Annotated in this window: 17 protein-coding genes; 7 read left to right on the forward strand and 10 right to left on the reverse strand. The window is 69.6% G+C overall.

The window, feature by feature from the left end; all coding sequences use genetic code 11:
- Positions 1–27: 27 nt before the first annotated feature.
- Together C1746_RS18480 and C1746_RS18485 are read left to right on the forward strand one after the other, a co-directional pair.
- Entirely contained in the window at positions 28–1,533 is a 1,506-nt protein-coding gene (locus tag C1746_RS18480; protein WP_116716257.1) for an aldehyde dehydrogenase family protein, read from the forward strand.
- A gap of 75 nt (positions 1,534–1,608) precedes the next feature.
- Entirely contained in the window at positions 1,609–3,267 is a 1,659-nt protein-coding gene (locus C1746_RS18485; protein ID WP_116716258.1) for a hypothetical protein, read from the forward strand.
- Here C1746_RS18485 and meaB read toward each other — a convergent pair.
- The 3 genes from meaB to C1746_RS18500 form a co-directional block, all read right to left on the reverse strand.
- Entirely contained in the window at positions 3,181–4,128 is a 948-nt protein-coding gene (gene meaB, locus C1746_RS18490) for a methylmalonyl Co-A mutase-associated GTPase MeaB (protein WP_116716259.1), read from the reverse strand. The genes C1746_RS18485 and meaB overlap by 87 nt on opposite strands.
- A 42-nt stretch (positions 4,129–4,170) precedes the next feature.
- Positions 4,171–5,484: an MATE family efflux transporter gene (locus C1746_RS18495; protein WP_116716260.1), complete on the reverse strand. Its 1,314-nt coding sequence runs from the start codon at positions 5,482–5,484 to the stop codon at positions 4,171–4,173.
- A 153-nt stretch (positions 5,485–5,637) separates the two neighbouring features.
- Entirely contained in the window at positions 5,638–6,819 is a 1,182-nt protein-coding gene (locus C1746_RS18500) for an acetyl-CoA C-acetyltransferase (RefSeq protein ID WP_116716261.1), read from the reverse strand.
- A 65-nt stretch (positions 6,820–6,884) separates the two neighbouring features.
- On the opposite strand from C1746_RS18500, the gene C1746_RS18505 reads away from it, so the two are divergent.
- The 5 genes from C1746_RS18505 to C1746_RS18525 are packed head-to-tail and all read left to right on the forward strand — an operon-like array spanning position 6,885 to position 10,433.
- Complete coding sequence (locus C1746_RS18505; RefSeq protein WP_162867940.1) at positions 6,885–7,475, forward strand: hypothetical protein; 591 nt, start codon at positions 6,885–6,887, stop codon at positions 7,473–7,475.
- 9 nt (positions 7,476–7,484) lie between these two features.
- Positions 7,485–8,066, forward strand: coding sequence for a hypothetical protein (locus tag C1746_RS18510; protein ID WP_116716263.1), 582 nt, complete (start codon positions 7,485–7,487; stop codon positions 8,064–8,066).
- 26 nt (positions 8,067–8,092) lie between these two features.
- Entirely contained in the window at positions 8,093–9,589 is a 1,497-nt protein-coding gene (locus C1746_RS18515; protein WP_162867941.1) for a GGDEF domain-containing protein, read from the forward strand.
- Positions 9,586–10,038: a methylmalonyl-CoA epimerase gene (mce, locus tag C1746_RS18520; protein WP_240599060.1), complete on the forward strand. Its 453-nt coding sequence runs from the start codon at positions 9,586–9,588 to the stop codon at positions 10,036–10,038. The genes C1746_RS18515 and mce overlap by 4 nt, the downstream gene beginning before the upstream one ends.
- An 11-nt stretch (positions 10,039–10,049) precedes the next feature.
- Entirely contained in the window at positions 10,050–10,433 is a 384-nt protein-coding gene (locus C1746_RS18525; RefSeq protein WP_205711989.1) for a hypothetical protein, read from the forward strand.
- A gap of 15 nt (positions 10,434–10,448) precedes the next feature.
- Here the strand turns inward: C1746_RS18525 and C1746_RS18530 are convergent, their stop codons facing one another.
- From C1746_RS18530 to C1746_RS18560, 7 genes are all read right to left on the reverse strand, one after another.
- Positions 10,449–10,958, reverse strand: a complete 510-nt coding sequence (locus tag C1746_RS18530; protein ID WP_276310005.1) for a peptidylprolyl isomerase — start codon at positions 10,956–10,958, stop codon at positions 10,449–10,451.
- Positions 10,959–10,964: 6 nt separating this feature from the next.
- Entirely contained in the window at positions 10,965–11,897 is a 933-nt protein-coding gene (locus tag C1746_RS18535; protein ID WP_162867942.1) for a peptidylprolyl isomerase, read from the reverse strand.
- Positions 11,898–11,959: 62 nt separating this feature from the next.
- Complete coding sequence (locus C1746_RS18540) at positions 11,960–12,715, reverse strand: SDR family NAD(P)-dependent oxidoreductase (protein ID WP_116716267.1); 756 nt, start codon at positions 12,713–12,715, stop codon at positions 11,960–11,962.
- The gene (locus tag C1746_RS18545) at positions 12,712–13,017 is read right to left on the reverse strand and encodes a hypothetical protein (protein WP_205711990.1); all 306 of its coding nucleotides are present in this window, start codon (positions 13,015–13,017) and stop codon (positions 12,712–12,714) included. The genes C1746_RS18540 and C1746_RS18545 overlap by 4 nt, the downstream gene beginning before the upstream one ends.
- A 106-nt stretch (positions 13,018–13,123) precedes the next feature.
- Positions 13,124–14,893: a 3-hydroxyacyl-CoA dehydrogenase family protein gene (locus C1746_RS18550; protein ID WP_205711991.1), complete on the reverse strand. Its 1,770-nt coding sequence runs from the start codon at positions 14,891–14,893 to the stop codon at positions 13,124–13,126.
- A 70-nt stretch (positions 14,894–14,963) separates the two neighbouring features.
- Positions 14,964–15,389, reverse strand: a complete 426-nt coding sequence (locus C1746_RS18555; protein ID WP_116716268.1) for a hypothetical protein — start codon at positions 15,387–15,389, stop codon at positions 14,964–14,966.
- Entirely contained in the window at positions 15,386–16,186 is an 801-nt protein-coding gene (locus C1746_RS18560; RefSeq protein WP_116716269.1) for a CPBP family intramembrane glutamic endopeptidase, read from the reverse strand. Before C1746_RS18560 ends, C1746_RS18555 begins: the two co-directional genes overlap by 4 nt.
- Position 16,187 lies beyond the last annotated feature (1 nt).

Raw genomic sequence — 16,187 nt, forward strand, 5'->3', positions numbered from 1 at the left:
CACCGTCCTGCCGCCCTTGGAGGCCACATGTCCAGCACCGACACGTCCCGCGTAGCTGAGGGGCAGACCTTCCAGTCCCTCAATCCCGCGACCGACGAGCCGCTGGCGACCTACCCGGTTCACACCGCTGCAGACGTGGAGAACGCCGTGATCCGGGCGCGGGCGGCCGCCTCGTGGTGGCGGGACCTCGGCTTCGACGGACGCAAGCACCGGCTCCTGGCGTACAAGGGCCTGATCGCCCGCAAGTCCGACGAGCTGGTCCAGCTGATCCACGTCGAGAACGGCAAGCCGCTGGACGATGCCTTCATCGAGATCCTGCTGTGCGTGGATCACCTCGACTGGGCCGCACGGAATGCCCAGCGCATCATGAAGCCACGACGGGTCTCGATGCCGCCGCTGACCAAGGACCACGCCGGCTACCTGCAGTACGACCCCATGGGGGTCGTGGGGGTGATCGGGCCGTGGAACTACCCGGTGCACACGCCGATGGGCTCGATCTCCTACGCCCTCGCGGCCGGGAACGCCGTCGTCTTCAAGCCGTCGGAGTACACGCCCGGCATCGGCACCCGCATGGTCGAGCTCTTCGCCGAGGTCGTCGACGAGGAGCCCGTGCTCCAGCTCATCACCGGCTTCGGTGAGACGGGTGCGGCCTTGTGCTCGAGCCCTGGCATCGACGTCCTGGCCTTCACCGGCTCGGCTGCAACGGGCCGCAAGGTCATGACCGCGTGCGCGCAGAACCTCACCAAGGTCGTGATGGAGTGCGGCGGCAAGGACGCGCTGCTGGTCGACAGCGACGCCGACATCCGAGCCGCGGCCGAGGCGACGCTGTGGGCCGGCTGTGCCAACGCCGGCCAGACCTGTGCCGGCGTGGAACGGGTCTACATCCACGACCAGGTCTACGACGAGTTCGTGGCGGAGATAACCCGACAGGCCGAGGGGGTCCGGGCCGGCCAGGACGCCGAGGCCGACTACGGCCCCATCACCATGCCGTCCCAGATCGAGATCATCGCCTCGCACCTCCGGGAGGCGCTCGATCGTGGTGCCCACGCCATCGTGGGCGGCCTCGACTCGATCCGAGGGGCCTTCGTCGACCCGATCGTCCTCACCGACGTGCCGGCGGATGCCGCGATCATGACCGAGGAGACCTTCGGCCCGGTCGTCCCACTGGTCCGGGTGCCGGACATGGACGAGGCAGTCCGGCTGGCCAACGCCTCGCCCTACGGCCTGGGCAACACCGTCTTCTCCCGGCGACGTGGTCTGGCCCTGGCACGAGCCCTGAACAGCGGCATGGTCAGCGTGAACAGCGTCCTGCGCTTCGCCTCGGTCCCGGCACTTCCCTTCGGCGGGCGGGGCGAGTCGGGCTTCGGCCGGATCCACGGCGAGGACGGCTTCAAGGAGTTCGTCCAGGCCCGGGCCATCACCCGGAAGCGGCTGGGCTTCGCGCCGGAGTTCGCGAGCTTCGCCCGGCCGGACTGGCTGTTCACGGTCGCCGACCAACTGCTCAAGGTGACCCACGGCCGCCATCGGCTCTAGCGGCACCGGGGCCCTTGCCCGACCGGTCAGGGCCGCCCCGGGTTTCCAGCGTAGGTCCGCCATACGATCTTGCGGGTGGAGGGACGTCGCGCTCGGTGGGTCGTTGTGGCCTTGGCGACGGTCCTCGGGCTGGGCCACCTCCTGGCCACCCCGTCGATGTGGCCGGTCGATGAGACCGCACACATCGCCTACGCCGAGTCGCTGGTGCGGACCGGTACACCGCCACACATCGACGACCCCCTCCCCCAGGGAGTTGACGCCCGGGCGATCCCCGGCCTGACGGAACGGCTCCGCTGGGAGCAGGACCAGAACCGGGACGGCCGGCAGGACATCTGGCTCTCCAACCATCCACCCGCTGCCTACCTGATCCAGGGGGTCGCCTTCCACGCCGGGCGCGCGCTGGCAGGTGGAACGCTGGCCGTCACGCTGGCACGTGCCACCTCGGTGGTGTGGATGGCGGTGGGCGTCTGGGCCACCATGGCACTGGCCACACTCCTGGCCGGAGCCTCACCTGCCAGAGATCGCCGACGGCTGAGCCCTGATCAGATCGGCCTGGCTGCCGGGCTGCTCGTGGCGGTGACGCCAACCCTCAGCCACCTGGCCGGCGTAGCGTTCACGGACGTCCCCGCCTTCACCACCTCCACCCTGTGCCTGCTCCTCGGTGCCAGGATCGCGCTGGAGGGGCCGACGCCGCTGCGCCTGTACCTGCTCGGCCCCGCGATCGGCCTCGCCGTGGCGGTGCGGACGACCAGCCTGCCGGCCGCCGGGATCGCCGGGTTGCTGGGTCTCTACGGCTGGTGGGGGGCCCGGCGCGGCGAGACGGACGCGCTGGCAGACAGATCGAGGAGGCGGACCTGGCCCGATCTCCGCGGTCTGATCGGGCCTGCGCTGGTCGCCGCTGTGGCTCTGACCCCTGCGGCTGTGTGGGCGCTGCGCAACGCGGCGCTCTACGGCAGCGTGACCGCGTCCTCCTACCTGCTGGACAAGTTCGAACGGGACGTCAACGCCGGGGCCGTCGAGACCCTCGTCAGCAGCGACTCGTGGCTTCGTCTTGCCACACGGATGGTGGCGGATCTGACCACCGGGCACTGGAATGTCGGGCTGCGTCGCGACACGGTCCAACTCGTCCTGACGTTGCTCTTCGGCGCCGGGCTGTGGTGGCTGCTGCTGACCCTACGGGCCCGGCATGACCAGCCCCCCCGGTCAGGGTCCGTGCGACACACGCGACACGTCCTGCGTGCCACCTGGGCGCTGCTGTCGGCCGTGCCGATCAGCCTGGCCGTCGCGGCACTGCTGTTCCACGCCAGCGGTGGCTCGCTGCACGGTCGATACGTCCTGGCCGGTCACGCGGTCGTCGTGATCGCTGCGGTGGTCTGGCTCAGCTCGCTGCCCCGGTGGTCCGGCGTCGCCGTAGCCGTGGTCGCAGGGCTGCTGCTGATCGTCGACCTCTCCCTGATCTGGGGGGTCTTCGCCGAGGACAGCGGCAACTGGACCAGGACGACGATCCGCATCCAGCTTCCCTACGTCGCCGGCGTGGCCACGCCGTGGCTGCTCGGTGTGGCCACGGCGCTGTCCGCCTGGCTGTTCAGGTCCGTGGCCGGGCAGCTGGTGGCGTCAGGACCTCCGGTCGAGCGGCATCGTGATGCCTCACGTCCCCAGGTCGCCGAGGAGTCGGTCGGCCGCGTCGTAGGGGTCGACGCGGCCGTCGGCCACGGCCTCACCCAACCCGGCTAGCTCGCCCGCCAGCGGGTCGGTGGTCAGCCGTCGACGCACGGTCGCGAGGACGATCTCCCTGATCTGCACGGTGGCGGCCAACCGGTGACTGGCTGCGTCGTGACCGGACCCTCGAGTCCACGTCCGATGCGCCTCCGCGGCGTCGATCAGCGCCTCGACGCCGACGCCGCGATCGGCGCTGGTGGACAGCACGGGGGGTGACCACTCGCGCTCGACCGGCGCCAACTCGAGTGCGCTGCGCAGTTCTCGGACCGTCCGGTCGGCGCCCTCGCGGTCTGCCTTGTTGACCACGAAGACGTCGGCCACCTCCAAGATGCCGGCCTTGGCAGCCTGGATGGTGTCGCCCATGCCGGGAGCCAGAACCACCAGGGTGGTCTCGGCCAACGCGGCGACCTCGACCTCGGCCTGACCGACGCCGACCGTCTCGACGAGGATCACGTCGAAGCCGGCCGCGGCGAGGACCCCGATGGCCGGAGGCGCAGCCCAGGAGAGGCCACCCAGGTGACCGCGGCTGGCCATGGATCGGATGAACACCCCATCGTCGGTTGCGTGATCCGCCATCCGGACCCGGTCGCCGAGCAGGGCACCCCCCGTGAAGGGCGAGGAGGGGTCGACGGCCAGCACGGCGACGGTCCGACCGCGCGTCCGCCACTCGGTCACCAACGCCGCGGTGAGCGTGGACTTGCCGACCCCCGGGGCGCCGGTGATGCCGATCGTGTGTGCCTGGGTGGTGGAGGTGTGGGTTGCCCCGACGATGGCCCGGACATCCTCGTCGCGCCCTGCCTCGACCAGGGAGAGCACGCGCGCCAGGTCACGACGGCTCCCCTGCCGGGCCCCCTCGATCAGCGTGGTGATGTCCATGACGAGGGCGCACGGTAGCGCCGTGCCGCGGTCACGTCCCGGTCATGCCCCGGTCACGGCCCAGGCGCCGGTGCGCCACCGCAACCACAGCGGAGCGGCCCGGGCGGCCATGAACGCGCCGATGGCGACCCACAGCCACACGATGCCCGCGTCTGCAGCGAGGACCACCGCTGCCAGGACGGCCATGATCGCAGCGGCCCCGACCATGGCCTTGGCGAGGAACGCCAGGTCACCCGCGCCGATCAGCAGCCCGTCGAGGACGAAGGCGAGACCGTTGACCGGCTGGCTGACGGCGGCCACCAACAACAACGTCGTCGCGGTCGCAGCCACCGCATCGTCTTCGGTGAACAGCTGCGGGAGGACCGGACTGGCCACGGCGAGCACACCACCCAGGAGCACCCCGAACGCGGCGCCGAGCACCAGCATCCGCTGTCCGACTTCGCGAGCTGCCCGCCCGTCGCCCGCACCCAGGAAGCGCCCGACCAGGGCCTGACCGGCGATCGCCAGGGCGTCGAGCGCCAGCGCGAGCAACGCCCAGATGGCGAACACGACCTCGTGGGCCGCGACCTCGACGGTCCCGATCCGTGCCGCCACCGCGGTGCTGACGGTGACCGCAGCCCGCAGGGCGATGGTGCGGACCAGCAGGTCGCCACCAACCCTCGCCAGCCGCAGGATGGTGCGCGGATCGGGCCGCCGGGATACGTGGAGGGCACCGGTGGCGCGCAGGATCAGTCCGACGAACACCGCGGCGCTGCCGCCCTGCGCAATGACGGTCGAGAGCGCCGACGCCCCGATCCCGAAGTCCAGGCCCACGACGAGGACCAGTTCGAGCACCAGATTGCCGACTGCAGCAACGACCGCGACCACCAACGGCGTGACGGTGTCCTGCAGGCCACGGAGGTAGCCGGTCCCGGAGAACACCAGCAGCTGGAACGGCACACCCGCCAACGAGACGCGGAAGTAGGTCAGCGCCTGGTCGATGACGGCGGGGGCGGCGTCACCGGCCAGCCCGCGGATGATCGGACCGGCGAAGGCCGCGCCCACGGCGGTGACCGCGACGCCGATGAGGACCGCCAGCCACAAGGACTGCACCGCCTGGTGGGCGGCCTCGTCCGGTCGGTCCGCCCCGAGGAGGCGCGAGACGGCCGCGGTGGTCCCGTACGCCAGGAAGATGAAGATGGCGAAGCCGCTCAGCAGGGCGGCGGAGGCGATGGCCAGTCCGGCGAGGGCCTCCGTGGAGATCCGCCCGACCACGGCCGTGTCAGCGAGGACGTAGAGGGGTTCGGCGACCAGCGCCCCCAGTGCTGGGACAGCCAGTCGGGCGATCTCGCGGTCGTGGGGGCTGGACGACCTCATCGCGCCCGGCCAGCCGAGGTGGGGGTCACGGGCACCTCAGGCGCCAGGTCGGTGCCGGCCTGGCCATGTGGGTGGACTTCCCACCCGGCGTGGGTGGGAAGTCCACCCACCACCCGACCGGGCAGGCCCCGATTTCCGCCCAGGCGGGACGGCCTACATCGTCTCCAGGATCAGCGCATCTCCCTGGCCGCCACCGCCACACAGCGAGGCCGCACCACGCCCGCCCCCGCGATTGCGCAACTCGTGCAAGAGCGTCACCGTGATCCGGGCGCCGGTGCAGCCGATCGGGTGGCCGATCGCGACCGCACCGCCGTTGACGTTGACCCGCTCCTTCTCCACGCCGAGGAGCTCGGCGGAGTGGATGGCGACCGACGCGAACGCCTCGTTCATCTCGTACAGGTCCAGGCCACCCGGCTCGACGTCGACCTTGGCGGCGGCCGCCCGGATGGCCTCGGCCGGCTGGTGGTGCAGGGACGGATCGGGGCCGGCTACCGTGCCGTAGGACAGGATCCGGCCGAGCGGCTGCACGCCCAACTCGGCGGCCCTCAACGCGGTGGTCATGACCACCGCCGCGCCGCCGTCGGACACCTGCGAGGCGTTGCCGGCGGTGATCGTCCCCTCCTTGGTGAAGGCAGGGCGCAGTCGCGCCAGGGACTCAGCGGTGGTTCCCGGCCGCATGCCCTCGTCCTGCTCGACCAGGACCGGGTCGCCCTTGCGCTGCGGGACCTCGACCGGCACCACCTCGCCGTCGAAGCGGCCGTCCTTCCACGCCTCCACGGCCCGCTCGTGTGACATCGCCGCCCACTCGTCCTGCGCTTCCCGCGAGATCCCGTACTCGTCGTTCTTGGCGTCCGACCCCTCCCCCATGTGGCTGTTCTCGAAGGCGCACCACAGCCCGTCGTGGATCATGGCGTCCACGGCCGTGGTGTTCCCCATCCGCGCCCCCTGGCGAGCAGCGGGCAGGACGTAGGGGGCGCCCGTCATGGACTCCATGCCGCCGGCCACGATCACGTCGGCCTCGCCGAGCAGCAGCGTCTGCCGGGCCAGGCCGATCGCGGCCATGCCGGACGGGCACACCTTGTTGATCGTGACGGCGGGGACCTCCATGCCGATCCCGCCGATGGTGGCTGCCTGGCGCGCCGTGATCTGTCCCTGACCAGCCTGCAGCACGTGACCCATGTAGACCTGATCCACCTGTCCGGGGTCGACGCCGGCCCGGTCCAGCGCGCCAGCGATGGCGCGACCACCCAGGTCCATCGCGGTGAGAGAGGCGTACCCTCCCAAGAACTTGCCGATCGGCGTCCGTGCGTATCCGACGATCACTACGTCCTGCATGAGGGCTCCACTTCCGTTGGCGCGAGCGAGAAACTCATTCTTGCCCTGGATACCATGCAGAAGCAATGTCAGCCGTCTGGATACGACGTGATGACGCGCAGCGCGGCAGTCTCCCAGCTCGCTGTGCCCGTTCGGGGCGGCGCGTGATCAGCCGGTACCCCCACGATGTGGCGTTCCTGCCCGCGTGGCTCGAGTGGCTGGCCTGGACCCGACTGTGGCCACTTCACCGTGATCAGCCACATGAGAGGATCGTCCTGCCGCTGCTGCCGCGCTGGCAGCGGGTGCATGTGCTCCTGCGCCGCGCTCGGGACCTCTCGGCCGCCACGCTGCCGATCGCGCTGCTGGTCCTGCTGCTCACGGGGGACGGCCTGGTGAACACCGCGGTCAACTGGGTGATCGTGGCCGCCGTCGCCGTCCACCTCCTCGCCGCTGGTCTCGGCCTGCTGCTGACCGTCGACGTCAGACAGGACGTCACCGGCGAGTGGATCCTGCTGTCGCGGGTCAGCGCTGCCTTCGTGGCCGAGGTCGAGCGGCGGCTGTCCCGCCCCGCTCAGGAGCCCATGCTCGCCCTGCCGGAGACGGTCGACGAGCTGTCCGATCGGGCCGCATCCACGCCCCGACGACCCGACACGGTGGACCCCGCACCGGGGACCTGACGTCCACCGATGACGACTGCTGGGGACCCAGCCCGGTTGGAGTTCGAGCTGACGGCCACCGAACTGGAGGGGGATCTCCCACTCGTCTGCGCTCGAACCGGGGAGCAGACGGACGGGATGGTCGGCGTCTGGTTCGCCCGATCGGCACGGTGGACCTGGATCCCACTGGCCGCCGTCATCGCGCTGGCGATCGGGCGGGGTGACGGTCGTCTCCTCACCTCCTACTGGGCCGTGGGCGGTGTCGTCTTGCCCTTGGTGTTCTCGCGCGGTGTCCGGGGCCGGCTCCCCCTGGATGCGACGCTCAGGCAACGGCAGGCGTCACTACGGTCACGGCGTCTGCGGACGATCCTGACCGCGCTGCTGCTGACCTGGGTCGCGGTGGGCCTGTGGCTGCTCGACTCGCGCGCAGCCGGCGTCGTCGTGCTGGGCGCGGTGCTGGCGCTGTATGCGGCGGCGCTCGGCATGGCCTGGGTGAGCCGGAGGCTGGGCGCCCGCGGTCGACCCACGCCGGAGGGCGGTGTGCGGCTGATCAACGCCCATCCGGGCTTCGTGGAAGCGGTGGAGCTGCGACGGACCGGGCACCGGCCATGACCGGGCCACACCTAGACTCGTCCTCCGTGGCTGACTCCACCCTGACCGACACCGCGTACGAGGTGCTGGTCGCCTGTCAGATCCATGATGCCGCCGACTACACCGACCAGATCAGCCGCTCGCTGCGGCTGGCGCAGGACGCGGGGGACGACGAGGCCGAAGCCACCTGGATGTTCGTCGACGTCGTTGCATCCGTCCTCACCGGCTCGCCTGATGTCCAGGACCGCGTGGACCACATGGTCCGTCGCACCCTGGAGCTCAACAGACCAGTGTGGCACGCGACCGGGCTCGCGCTGAGCGCCGTCTCCGGGCACGACCACACCCACGTCACCGGCCGATTGGAAACCCTCGCCGAGGCCGTTGCCATCCTGATGGCCAACGCGCGGCCGAGCCGGGCGTACGCACGGGCGCTGAACGCTGTTGCGCTGGCCTACTCGGCCGATCGGATGTGGGAGTTGGGGGAGGAGTTCTTCGCCCGGACCCAGCAGGTCATCAATTCCATCGATGACGTGGCCATGCAGGTCGGCACGGTGGTGAACCGGCTCTCACTGGCCGTCAACGAGGCGTCCGATCTCATCCGGCTCGGGAGCTTCAAGGACGCTCAGGAGCGGGCCAGGGTCGCGCTCGAGGTGGAGCAACTGCACAGCAGGGCCCACGTGACCGGTGAGGAACCCCAGCTCGTCTGGATCCCGCGGGCTCTGCGCTCTTTGCTGGTGTACCCGCCGGAGCCGGAGTTCGACGTGGACGCCTGGGAGGCCCTGGGCTCGAGCCGGCATCGCCTGGGCGCGCTGCTGACGGGTGCCATGGCCATCGAGAACGACGATCCGGACCGGGCCGAGGCGCTGCTCGACATCGTCGTCCGCTACCCCGTGCCGATCGAGGAGCCGATGGCTGCCAAGCTGGCCAGCTGGCTCGAGGCCCGGATCGCAGCACACGGCATCGAGCCGTCTGCGCGCGATGGCGTGATGACCCAGGTGAACCAGCTGTCCGAGGAGATCATGCAGATCCGCGAGGCCCTCTCGGCCATGGCGCTGGCCAGCATCGAAGCCCGGCAGCAGGAGGAGGAGACGGCTGAGCTTCGGCGCCTGTCGGCCGAGGATGCGCTGACTGGCGTGGCCAATCGACGCGCGTTCGACGCGATCCTCGACCTCCGTGCTGGCAAGAAGACCGCCCTGCTCCTGATCGACATCGACCGCTTCAAGACGGTGAACGACCGCTTCGGCCACCAGGTCGGCGACGAGGTCCTGCGTCGGGTCGCCAGCGCCATCACCGCAGCGACCAGGGAGCGAGACACGGTCTGCCGGATCGGCGGAGACGAGTTCGCAGTGGTGCTCTCGACCGCCGAACAGGCACTCGCGGACCGAATCGCCACCAGGATCCTCTCGGAGGTCAGCACCATCGACTGGGCGCAGCTGGCCGAGGGCCTCGAGATAGATGTGAGCGTGGGGACCTCGACCGCGCGCACCGCGGACGTCTACCGGCTTGCTGATGAAGCCCTGTACGAGGTAAAACGCCAGCGTTGACTCACCGAACCCCGATCCTCCAGCGCATCGACCACGTGGGGTACGCCGTCGGAGATCTCGAGGCGGCGATCAGCTACCACGAGCGGCTGTACGGCGCCGAGGTTGCTCACCGCGAACGCATCGAGTCCGACGGAGTTGCCGAAGCGCTCCTGGCCGTCGGCCCGTCGTTCATCCAGCTGTTGACCCCGACGCGGGACGACTCACCGGTGGCGCGGTTCCTCGAACGGAACGGCGAGGGGGTGCATCACGTCGGCTACGGCGTGGCGGACATCGAGGCGACCTTCGCTGATCTGCAGGAGCTCGGCGTCCGACTGGTGGAGGACCATCCCCGACCCGGCAGCCGTGGCTGCACCGTGGCCTTCCTGCACCCGAAGCACGCGATGGGTGTGCTCGTGGAACTCGTCGAGGATCCCGCGCTCCGCGGTGCGCCCTACTCCGGCCGGTCGTAGTATCGGCCCTCGTGGGCCTGTTCGATCGCTTTCGCCGCCGCAAGTCAGACGCGGACAAGCCGTCTTCCGCCCGAGGCCCCAGCGCCCAGGCCATGGATGACCTGAAGACGTTCCTGGCCGCCCGCGACGGGGTCGAGGGATTCATCGAGCCGCCGACCGCCGTCTACGCCATGACGTTGCTGCTGGTCGCAGGCGACGGCGAGTACCTCCGACGACCCGTCAAGCACGAGAAGCAGGCCGCGAAGCTCTGCGACGAGCATGGCATCCCGCTCTATGAGGCCCGGAAGGTCGGCTACCCGCAGCGCATGAAGGACTACGAGCGAGGCGTCAAGCGCAAGGCCATCTCACTCGAGGACCTGCCCCCGCTCGACAACATCACCGAACGGGATCAGTAGCGCAGCGATTCGTCGCTAGCTCGCCATCCGGACGGACTCGACGACGACGTCCTCGGTCGGCTTCTCGCCGCGACGCGGGACCGCAGCTACGGCGTCGACGACGTCCATGCCGTCGGTGACCTGCCCGAAGACGGTGTAGTTCGGCGGCAGTCCGACGTCATCGAGGCAGATGAAGAACTGGCTGCCGTTGGTGTTCGGACCGGCGTTGGCCATCGCCAACGTGCCGCGGCTGTACCCGCGGTTGCGGGCACTGACCAACTCGTCCTCGAAGCGATAGCCCGGCCCACCCGTTCCGGTGCCGGTCGGGTCGCCCATCTGGATCACGAAGCCCGGGACGACCCGGTGGATGATCGTGCCGTCCCAGAACTCCTTGCCGGCCAGGAACGCGAAGTTGTTGGCCGCCAACGGCGCTTCGTTGGAGAAGAGCCGCACGGTGATGGTCCCGAGCGAGGTGGTGATGACCCCGTCGTGGGTGGTGGCGTCGTCGAGTACCTGGTCGGGCCGGTCGAATTGCATGCTTGCCATGGGTTGTCAGCTCTCCTGGATCGTCACGGATTCCATGTAGACACGTTCGGTTGGGGTCTCGCCATCGACGGGGATCGCCCCGATCTCCTCGGCCACATCGAGCCCCTCGGTGATCTGACCGAACACGGAGAAGGTGATCGCGTCGCCCGTGAAGGCCTGGTCGAAGGCGTCGGTGTAGACGAAGAAGAACTGCGAGCCGGCGCTATTCGGCCCGGAGTTCGCCATGGCCACCGCCCCCACGGGGTAGCCCTGATCGCGGGCCAGGCCCAGCTCATCAGGGATGCTGTAGCCGATCTGCCAGGTGTTGGTCTGGTCGCCGCCACCCGTCTGCAGCGCACCGATGCCCGTGGCATTGCGGAAGATCTCCAGGCCGTCGAAGAAGCCCTCCTCGGCCAGGAAGACGAAGGAGTTGACGGTCAGCGGCGCTTCGTCCTCGAGCAGGTCCATGGTGATCGTTCCGCACGAGGTCTCGATGACCGCGGTGTAGTCGACCCCCTCCTCCAGCACGTCTGCCGGACCACCGGGGAACTGGGGGCGCGTGTCGAAGGCGTTGGCCGGCTCCTCCGCGCCACAGGCCACCGGCCGGTCATCGGTCGCCGGCTCGAGCCCCGAGTCCACGGGGGTCCCCGGCTCGACGGTGTCATCGTCGACGGTGACCTCGGTCGGGGTGTCGGTCGGGCTGTCCACAGCCTCGCTGGCCGCGGCCTCCGAGGCGCTGGCGATGGCCTCGGACTGCAACGCCGCCGCCTCGCTGGCCAACTGCTCCTGCTCGGCGTTGTCACCTTGCACGGTGACCGCGACGATGATCCCGCCCAGCAGCAGCACCACGCCCGCGGCGATCCCGGTCATGACGTTGCGACGGCGCTCTTCCTGACGCGCCTTCTCACGCTCTGCCTTGCGGCGTGCCTTCTCGGCCTTCTTCTTCTGACTACCACTCAATGGTCTGTGTGTTCCTTGGCTCGGGTCTGCACGGCCTATCGGCAGGCGGGCGCGGGAAGCCGCTAGAGGCTGAGCCCGCCGTCGATGACCAGGGTCTGGCCGGTCATGTACGAGGACCGGTCCGACGCAAGGAAGGCTATGGCGTCCGCGACCTCCTGGGGCTCACCCCAACGGCCAAGGGGGGCGCCGGCGATGAAGGCCTGTTCCTTCTCCGGATCGGTCCACGCGAAGGTGTTGAGGTCGGTCTTCACCCAGCCCGGCGCCACCGCGTTGACGCGGACACCTCGGCTGCCCCACTCGATGGCCGCATTGGTGGTGAGGTTGACCAGGCCGGCCTTGGCCGCACCGTAGTGGACCATGCCGGGTGAGGAGGCGACGCCCGCCAGCGAGGCCACGTTGACCACCGCGCCGGAGCCCTGCTCCAGCATGATCCGACCAGCCTCCTGCATGGCCCAGAACGCCTGGGTGAGGTTCAGCGTGAGCCCCTTGGCGAAGCCGGCTGGTTTCATGTCGACGAGCGGGGCCATGAAGCTGTTCCAGCCTGCGTTGTTGACGAGGACGTCGAGGCCACCGAGCTCCTCTGCGGTGCTGGTCACCGCGTGGCGGACCTGGTCCTCCTCCAGCACATCGGTCTTGACGACCCACGTCCTCGCGCCGTGGTCGGCGCAGCGCGCGGCGACCGCTTCGAGGTCCGGGACCGTCCGCGCGGCCAGCGCAACATCATGTCCGTCGGCCGCCAGCGTGACTGCGGTTGCCGCGCCGATCCCCCGTGAGGCCCCCGTGACCAGTGCGACGCGACGAGTGTCGTCGCCGCTCAAGCCGAGTCGACCGAGCGGCCGACTTCGATCCGCCAGCAGTAGGTGTGCCAGTGCCGGCGCAGATCCGGGTCACCCGTCGGGAAGACCACCACGTGGCTCTCCCCCTCGGGGATCGTATTGCCGCAGTCCGGGCACACGTAGCTCTTCTCCGCGCGGTGCTCGGGCACCGGCTGGACCTCATACCCCGGCAGTTGGAGGTCGTGGTCGACCTGTGACCGGGACAGGATGTCGGCCATGTCCTGCAGGGCCTCGGGGTTCTGCCAAGGCCGGGACTTGCGCTTCCGACGCGCACCCTTGCTCATGTCATCGACTTCTCTCGTCGGAGCGGGGGGCGATCAGATGGGCGTCACCCGCCGCGGGTCTGCAATCAACGGGCCCCACTCTAGTGGTCCGCGCTCATCCGCACCGTCAGTAGGTGTAGAAGCCTCGGCCGACCTTGCGACCCAGGTAGCCGACGCCGACCATCTGCTCCAGCAGGTCGACGGGGGCGAAGCCGGGGTCGCGGAACTCGGCGTGCAGGGCCCGACAGATCTCCAGGGTCACGTCGAGACCGACGATGTCCATCAGCTCGAAGGGGCCCATCGGGTGTGCGCAGCCGAGCTTCATGGCGGTGTCGATCTCGGTCACCGTCGCGTACCCGTCCTCGAGCATCCGGATCGAGTCGTTGAGGTACGGGAACAGCAGCGCGTTGACGATGAAGCCGGCCCGGTCACCACACAGCACAGCGTGCTTGCCGAGAGCTTCGGTGATGGCCCTCGCCTGCATCAGCGTGGTGTCGTCGGTGCGGACCGTCGGGACCACCTCGACCAGCTTCATGATCGCCGCCGGGTTGAAGAAGTGGAGTCCGACGACCTTCTCCGGTCGGCCGGTGGCCATGGCCAGCTCCACCACGGGCAGGGACGACGTCGTCGTCGCCAGCACACAATCGGGCCCGGTGATCTGGTCGAGCTGTTCGAACAGCGGCTGCTTGACCTCGAGCTGCTCGGCCACCGCCTCGATGACGAGGTCGCAGTCGGCGAAGGCGGCCATGCCGTCGGTGGGGGTGATGTGGGCCAGCGCCTCGTCGGCGACGGCCTGCTCCATCCGCCCCTTGTCGACCATCCTGGCCATGGACCGCCCGACGGATGCCTTGGCCGCCTGGGCCTTCTCCACCGACCGGCCACGCAGGACCACGTCGTACCCCGCCTTGGCACAGACCTCCGCGATCCCGGCTGCCATGGTTCCCGAGCCGAGCACCCCGATCGTGCTCCACCCGTCGATGACGCCGGCATCGACCGGCTCGACGTCACTGGCGTCCCCCGGCGCCACCTTGGAGGTGTTTCGCTTGATGTAGGAGTAGAAGCCACGACCGGTCTTGCGCCCGAGGAAGCCGGCGCTCTTCAGCTGCCGGATGATCGGCTTGGGGGCGTAGCGCACGTCGCCGAACTGCTCGTACATCCGCTCCATGATCGAGTTGGTCGAGTCGATCCCGATCAGGTCGACCAGTCCGATGGGGCCGATCGGGTGGCCGGTCCCGAGCTTCATCGCCGCGTCGATGTCCTCGCGGGTGGCGTAGCCCTCCTCGACCATGCCCACGGCCTGGTTGAGGTAGGGGAACAGCAGCAGGTTGGCGATGAACCCGGCTCGATCCCGGACGACGACGGGGGTCTTGCCGAGCTCCTCGGCGAAGGTCGTGGCCAGCGCGACCACCTCAGGGTTGGTCACCACCGTGGTGATCATCTCCACCAGCTCCATCACGGGAGCCGGGTTGAAGAAGTGGAAGCCGAGGACCCGGTCCGGTCGCTTGGTGTGGACGGCGACGTCGATCACGCCGAGGGAGGAGGTGTTGGTGGCGACGATGGCGTCGTCGCGCAGCACCCCATCCAGCTTGCGGAACGTGTCCTGCTTGATCGACAGGACCTCGGGGACGGCCTCGACGACCAGGTCGCAGTCGGCGAGTGCGGCGAAGTCGGTGCTGCCGGCGATGTGAGAGAGGATCTCATCCATCTCCTCCGGGGTGAGCTGCTCCCGATCCACGGCCCGTTGGAGCGAGTTGGTGATCCGGTTCAGGCCCCCCTCGACCATCTCGTCGGTCAGCTCGACGAAGGTGATGTCCTTGCCACCACGGGCAACCACCTCGCAGATTCCCGAACCCATGGTCCCGCAGCCGACGACGCCGACGTTGTTGATCCGCTCCACGTGTGTGTTCCTGTCGTTGCTGGTGTGCGCGTCCTGTTCTACTGGGGCCGGCGCGCTCTGGCTCGGGCGGTCACGCTACGACACTGATCACGCCGAGCACCACTCGGAGGAGGGCCGTGCCCTGCGGCAATCCGTGGATCTCCAGTCCCCCGCTGGCCCAGCGACCGGTGACGCGGCGACCGCTCGAGGACAGCAGATCGGGCAGCCCGAAGCGCAGGGGCACGGTCGACAGGCCCATGATCGCGTCGGCCGTGCCGACGATCCGCAGCTCGGCAGCCTCGGTCTGCCGGCCCGCGTGGCTGACGGTGATGCCGATCCCGTCGACGTGCAGCTCGACAGCTTCCATGCGGTCGGTGATGTCCAGGGCCACACGGCCGGTCGTGCGCGTGAGGACCCGCGCCTTGGCAGGATCGGCGCGCAGGTTGGCATCGATCAGGCCCCCGATCATCTGGGCGAACGAGCCGGGATCCGCATCGACGGTCACGGTGCCCGTCATGCCGCCCCGACCCCGGCCCGGAGCAGCGCCACACCGATGAGGTTGAACACGGCGTGCGCCATGATCGGGACCACCAGCGTGCCGTGCCGCCGCAGCATCCAGGCCAGCAGCATGCCCAGCGGGAACGTCAGCACGACCACGAGCAGCTCGCCGTGCGTCAGGCCGAACGCCAGGCCGGACAGTCCGATTGCCGGCCACCCCGACACGCGCTTCGCCAGCGCCTGGTACAGCACACCGCGGAACCACAACTCCTCGCCCAACGGAGCCAGGACCGCCACGCTGAACGCCACGATCAACGGCAGGAGCCCGTCCCCGACGACCGAGGTCTGGACCTCCTGCTGCACCTCGGGGACCTCCCCACCCGATGCCTCGATCAGCACGGTGAGCAGCGTGCCGAAGCCGATCTGGATCACCACGAAGGCGGCCAGGCCGTAGCCGATCCCGACCAGGAAGTCCCGCGGACGGATCTGCTTGACCCCGAAGGCGCGCCTGATGCCCCGAGGCACCTCCGCGGCCGCCGATCGGACGGCGACCCAGCCCAGCGTGGTCAGGATCAGCAGCAGGAGCCCGAGGAGGATCGAGAGCTCCGTCGGCGGCTCGTCGCCGTCGCTGACGCCCAGCAGGACGGCGCCGACCACCGTCTGCAGGACCGCCCAGATCACGAAGATGCCGATGGCATCGAACCACTCCCAGGGGATGGCGTAGCGGCGCACACGGCCGTCCATCAGCGGTGCCTCGAACGTCTCGTGCGGGACCGGGATGTCGAGCAGGTGCTCAGGCGTGGGGGTCTGGGTCATC

Origin of the sequence: Euzebya tangerina, assembly GCF_003074135.1 — a bacterium.
GTDB lineage: Bacteria > Actinomycetota > Nitriliruptoria > Euzebyales > Euzebyaceae > Euzebya > Euzebya tangerina.

What these genes read in the sequence shown, in the direction of transcription:
- C1746_RS18495 (WP_116716260.1), bottom strand. Translation starts at nt 5,484, where the DNA reads ATGAGGTCGTCCAGCCCCCACGACCGCGAGATCGCCCGACTGGCTGTC.
- C1746_RS18510 (WP_116716263.1), top strand. Translation starts at nt 7,485, where the DNA reads ATGACGACTGCTGGGGACCCAGCCCGGTTGGAGTTCGAGCTGACGGCC.
- C1746_RS18480 (WP_116716257.1), top strand. Translation starts at nt 28, where the DNA reads ATGTCCAGCACCGACACGTCCCGCGTAGCTGAGGGGCAGACCTTCCAG.
- meaB (WP_116716259.1), bottom strand. Translation starts at nt 4,128, where the DNA reads ATGGACATCACCACGCTGATCGAGGGGGCCCGGCAGGGGAGCCGTCGT.
- C1746_RS18545 (WP_205711990.1), bottom strand. Translation starts at nt 13,017, where the DNA reads ATGAGCAAGGGTGCGCGTCGGAAGCGCAAGTCCCGGCCTTGGCAGAAC.
- C1746_RS18505 (WP_162867940.1), top strand. Translation starts at nt 6,885, where the DNA reads ATGTCAGCCGTCTGGATACGACGTGATGACGCGCAGCGCGGCAGTCTC.
- C1746_RS18560 (WP_116716269.1), bottom strand. Translation starts at nt 16,186, where the DNA reads ATGACCCAGACCCCCACGCCTGAGCACCTGCTCGACATCCCGGTCCCG.
- C1746_RS18530 (WP_276310005.1), bottom strand. Translation starts at nt 10,958, where the DNA reads ATGGCAAGCATGCAATTCGACCGGCCCGACCAGGTACTCGACGACGCC.
- C1746_RS18500 (WP_116716261.1), bottom strand. Translation starts at nt 6,819, where the DNA reads ATGCAGGACGTAGTGATCGTCGGATACGCACGGACGCCGATCGGCAAG.
- C1746_RS18555 (WP_116716268.1), bottom strand. Translation starts at nt 15,389, where the DNA reads ATGACGGGCACCGTGACCGTCGATGCGGATCCCGGCTCGTTCGCCCAG.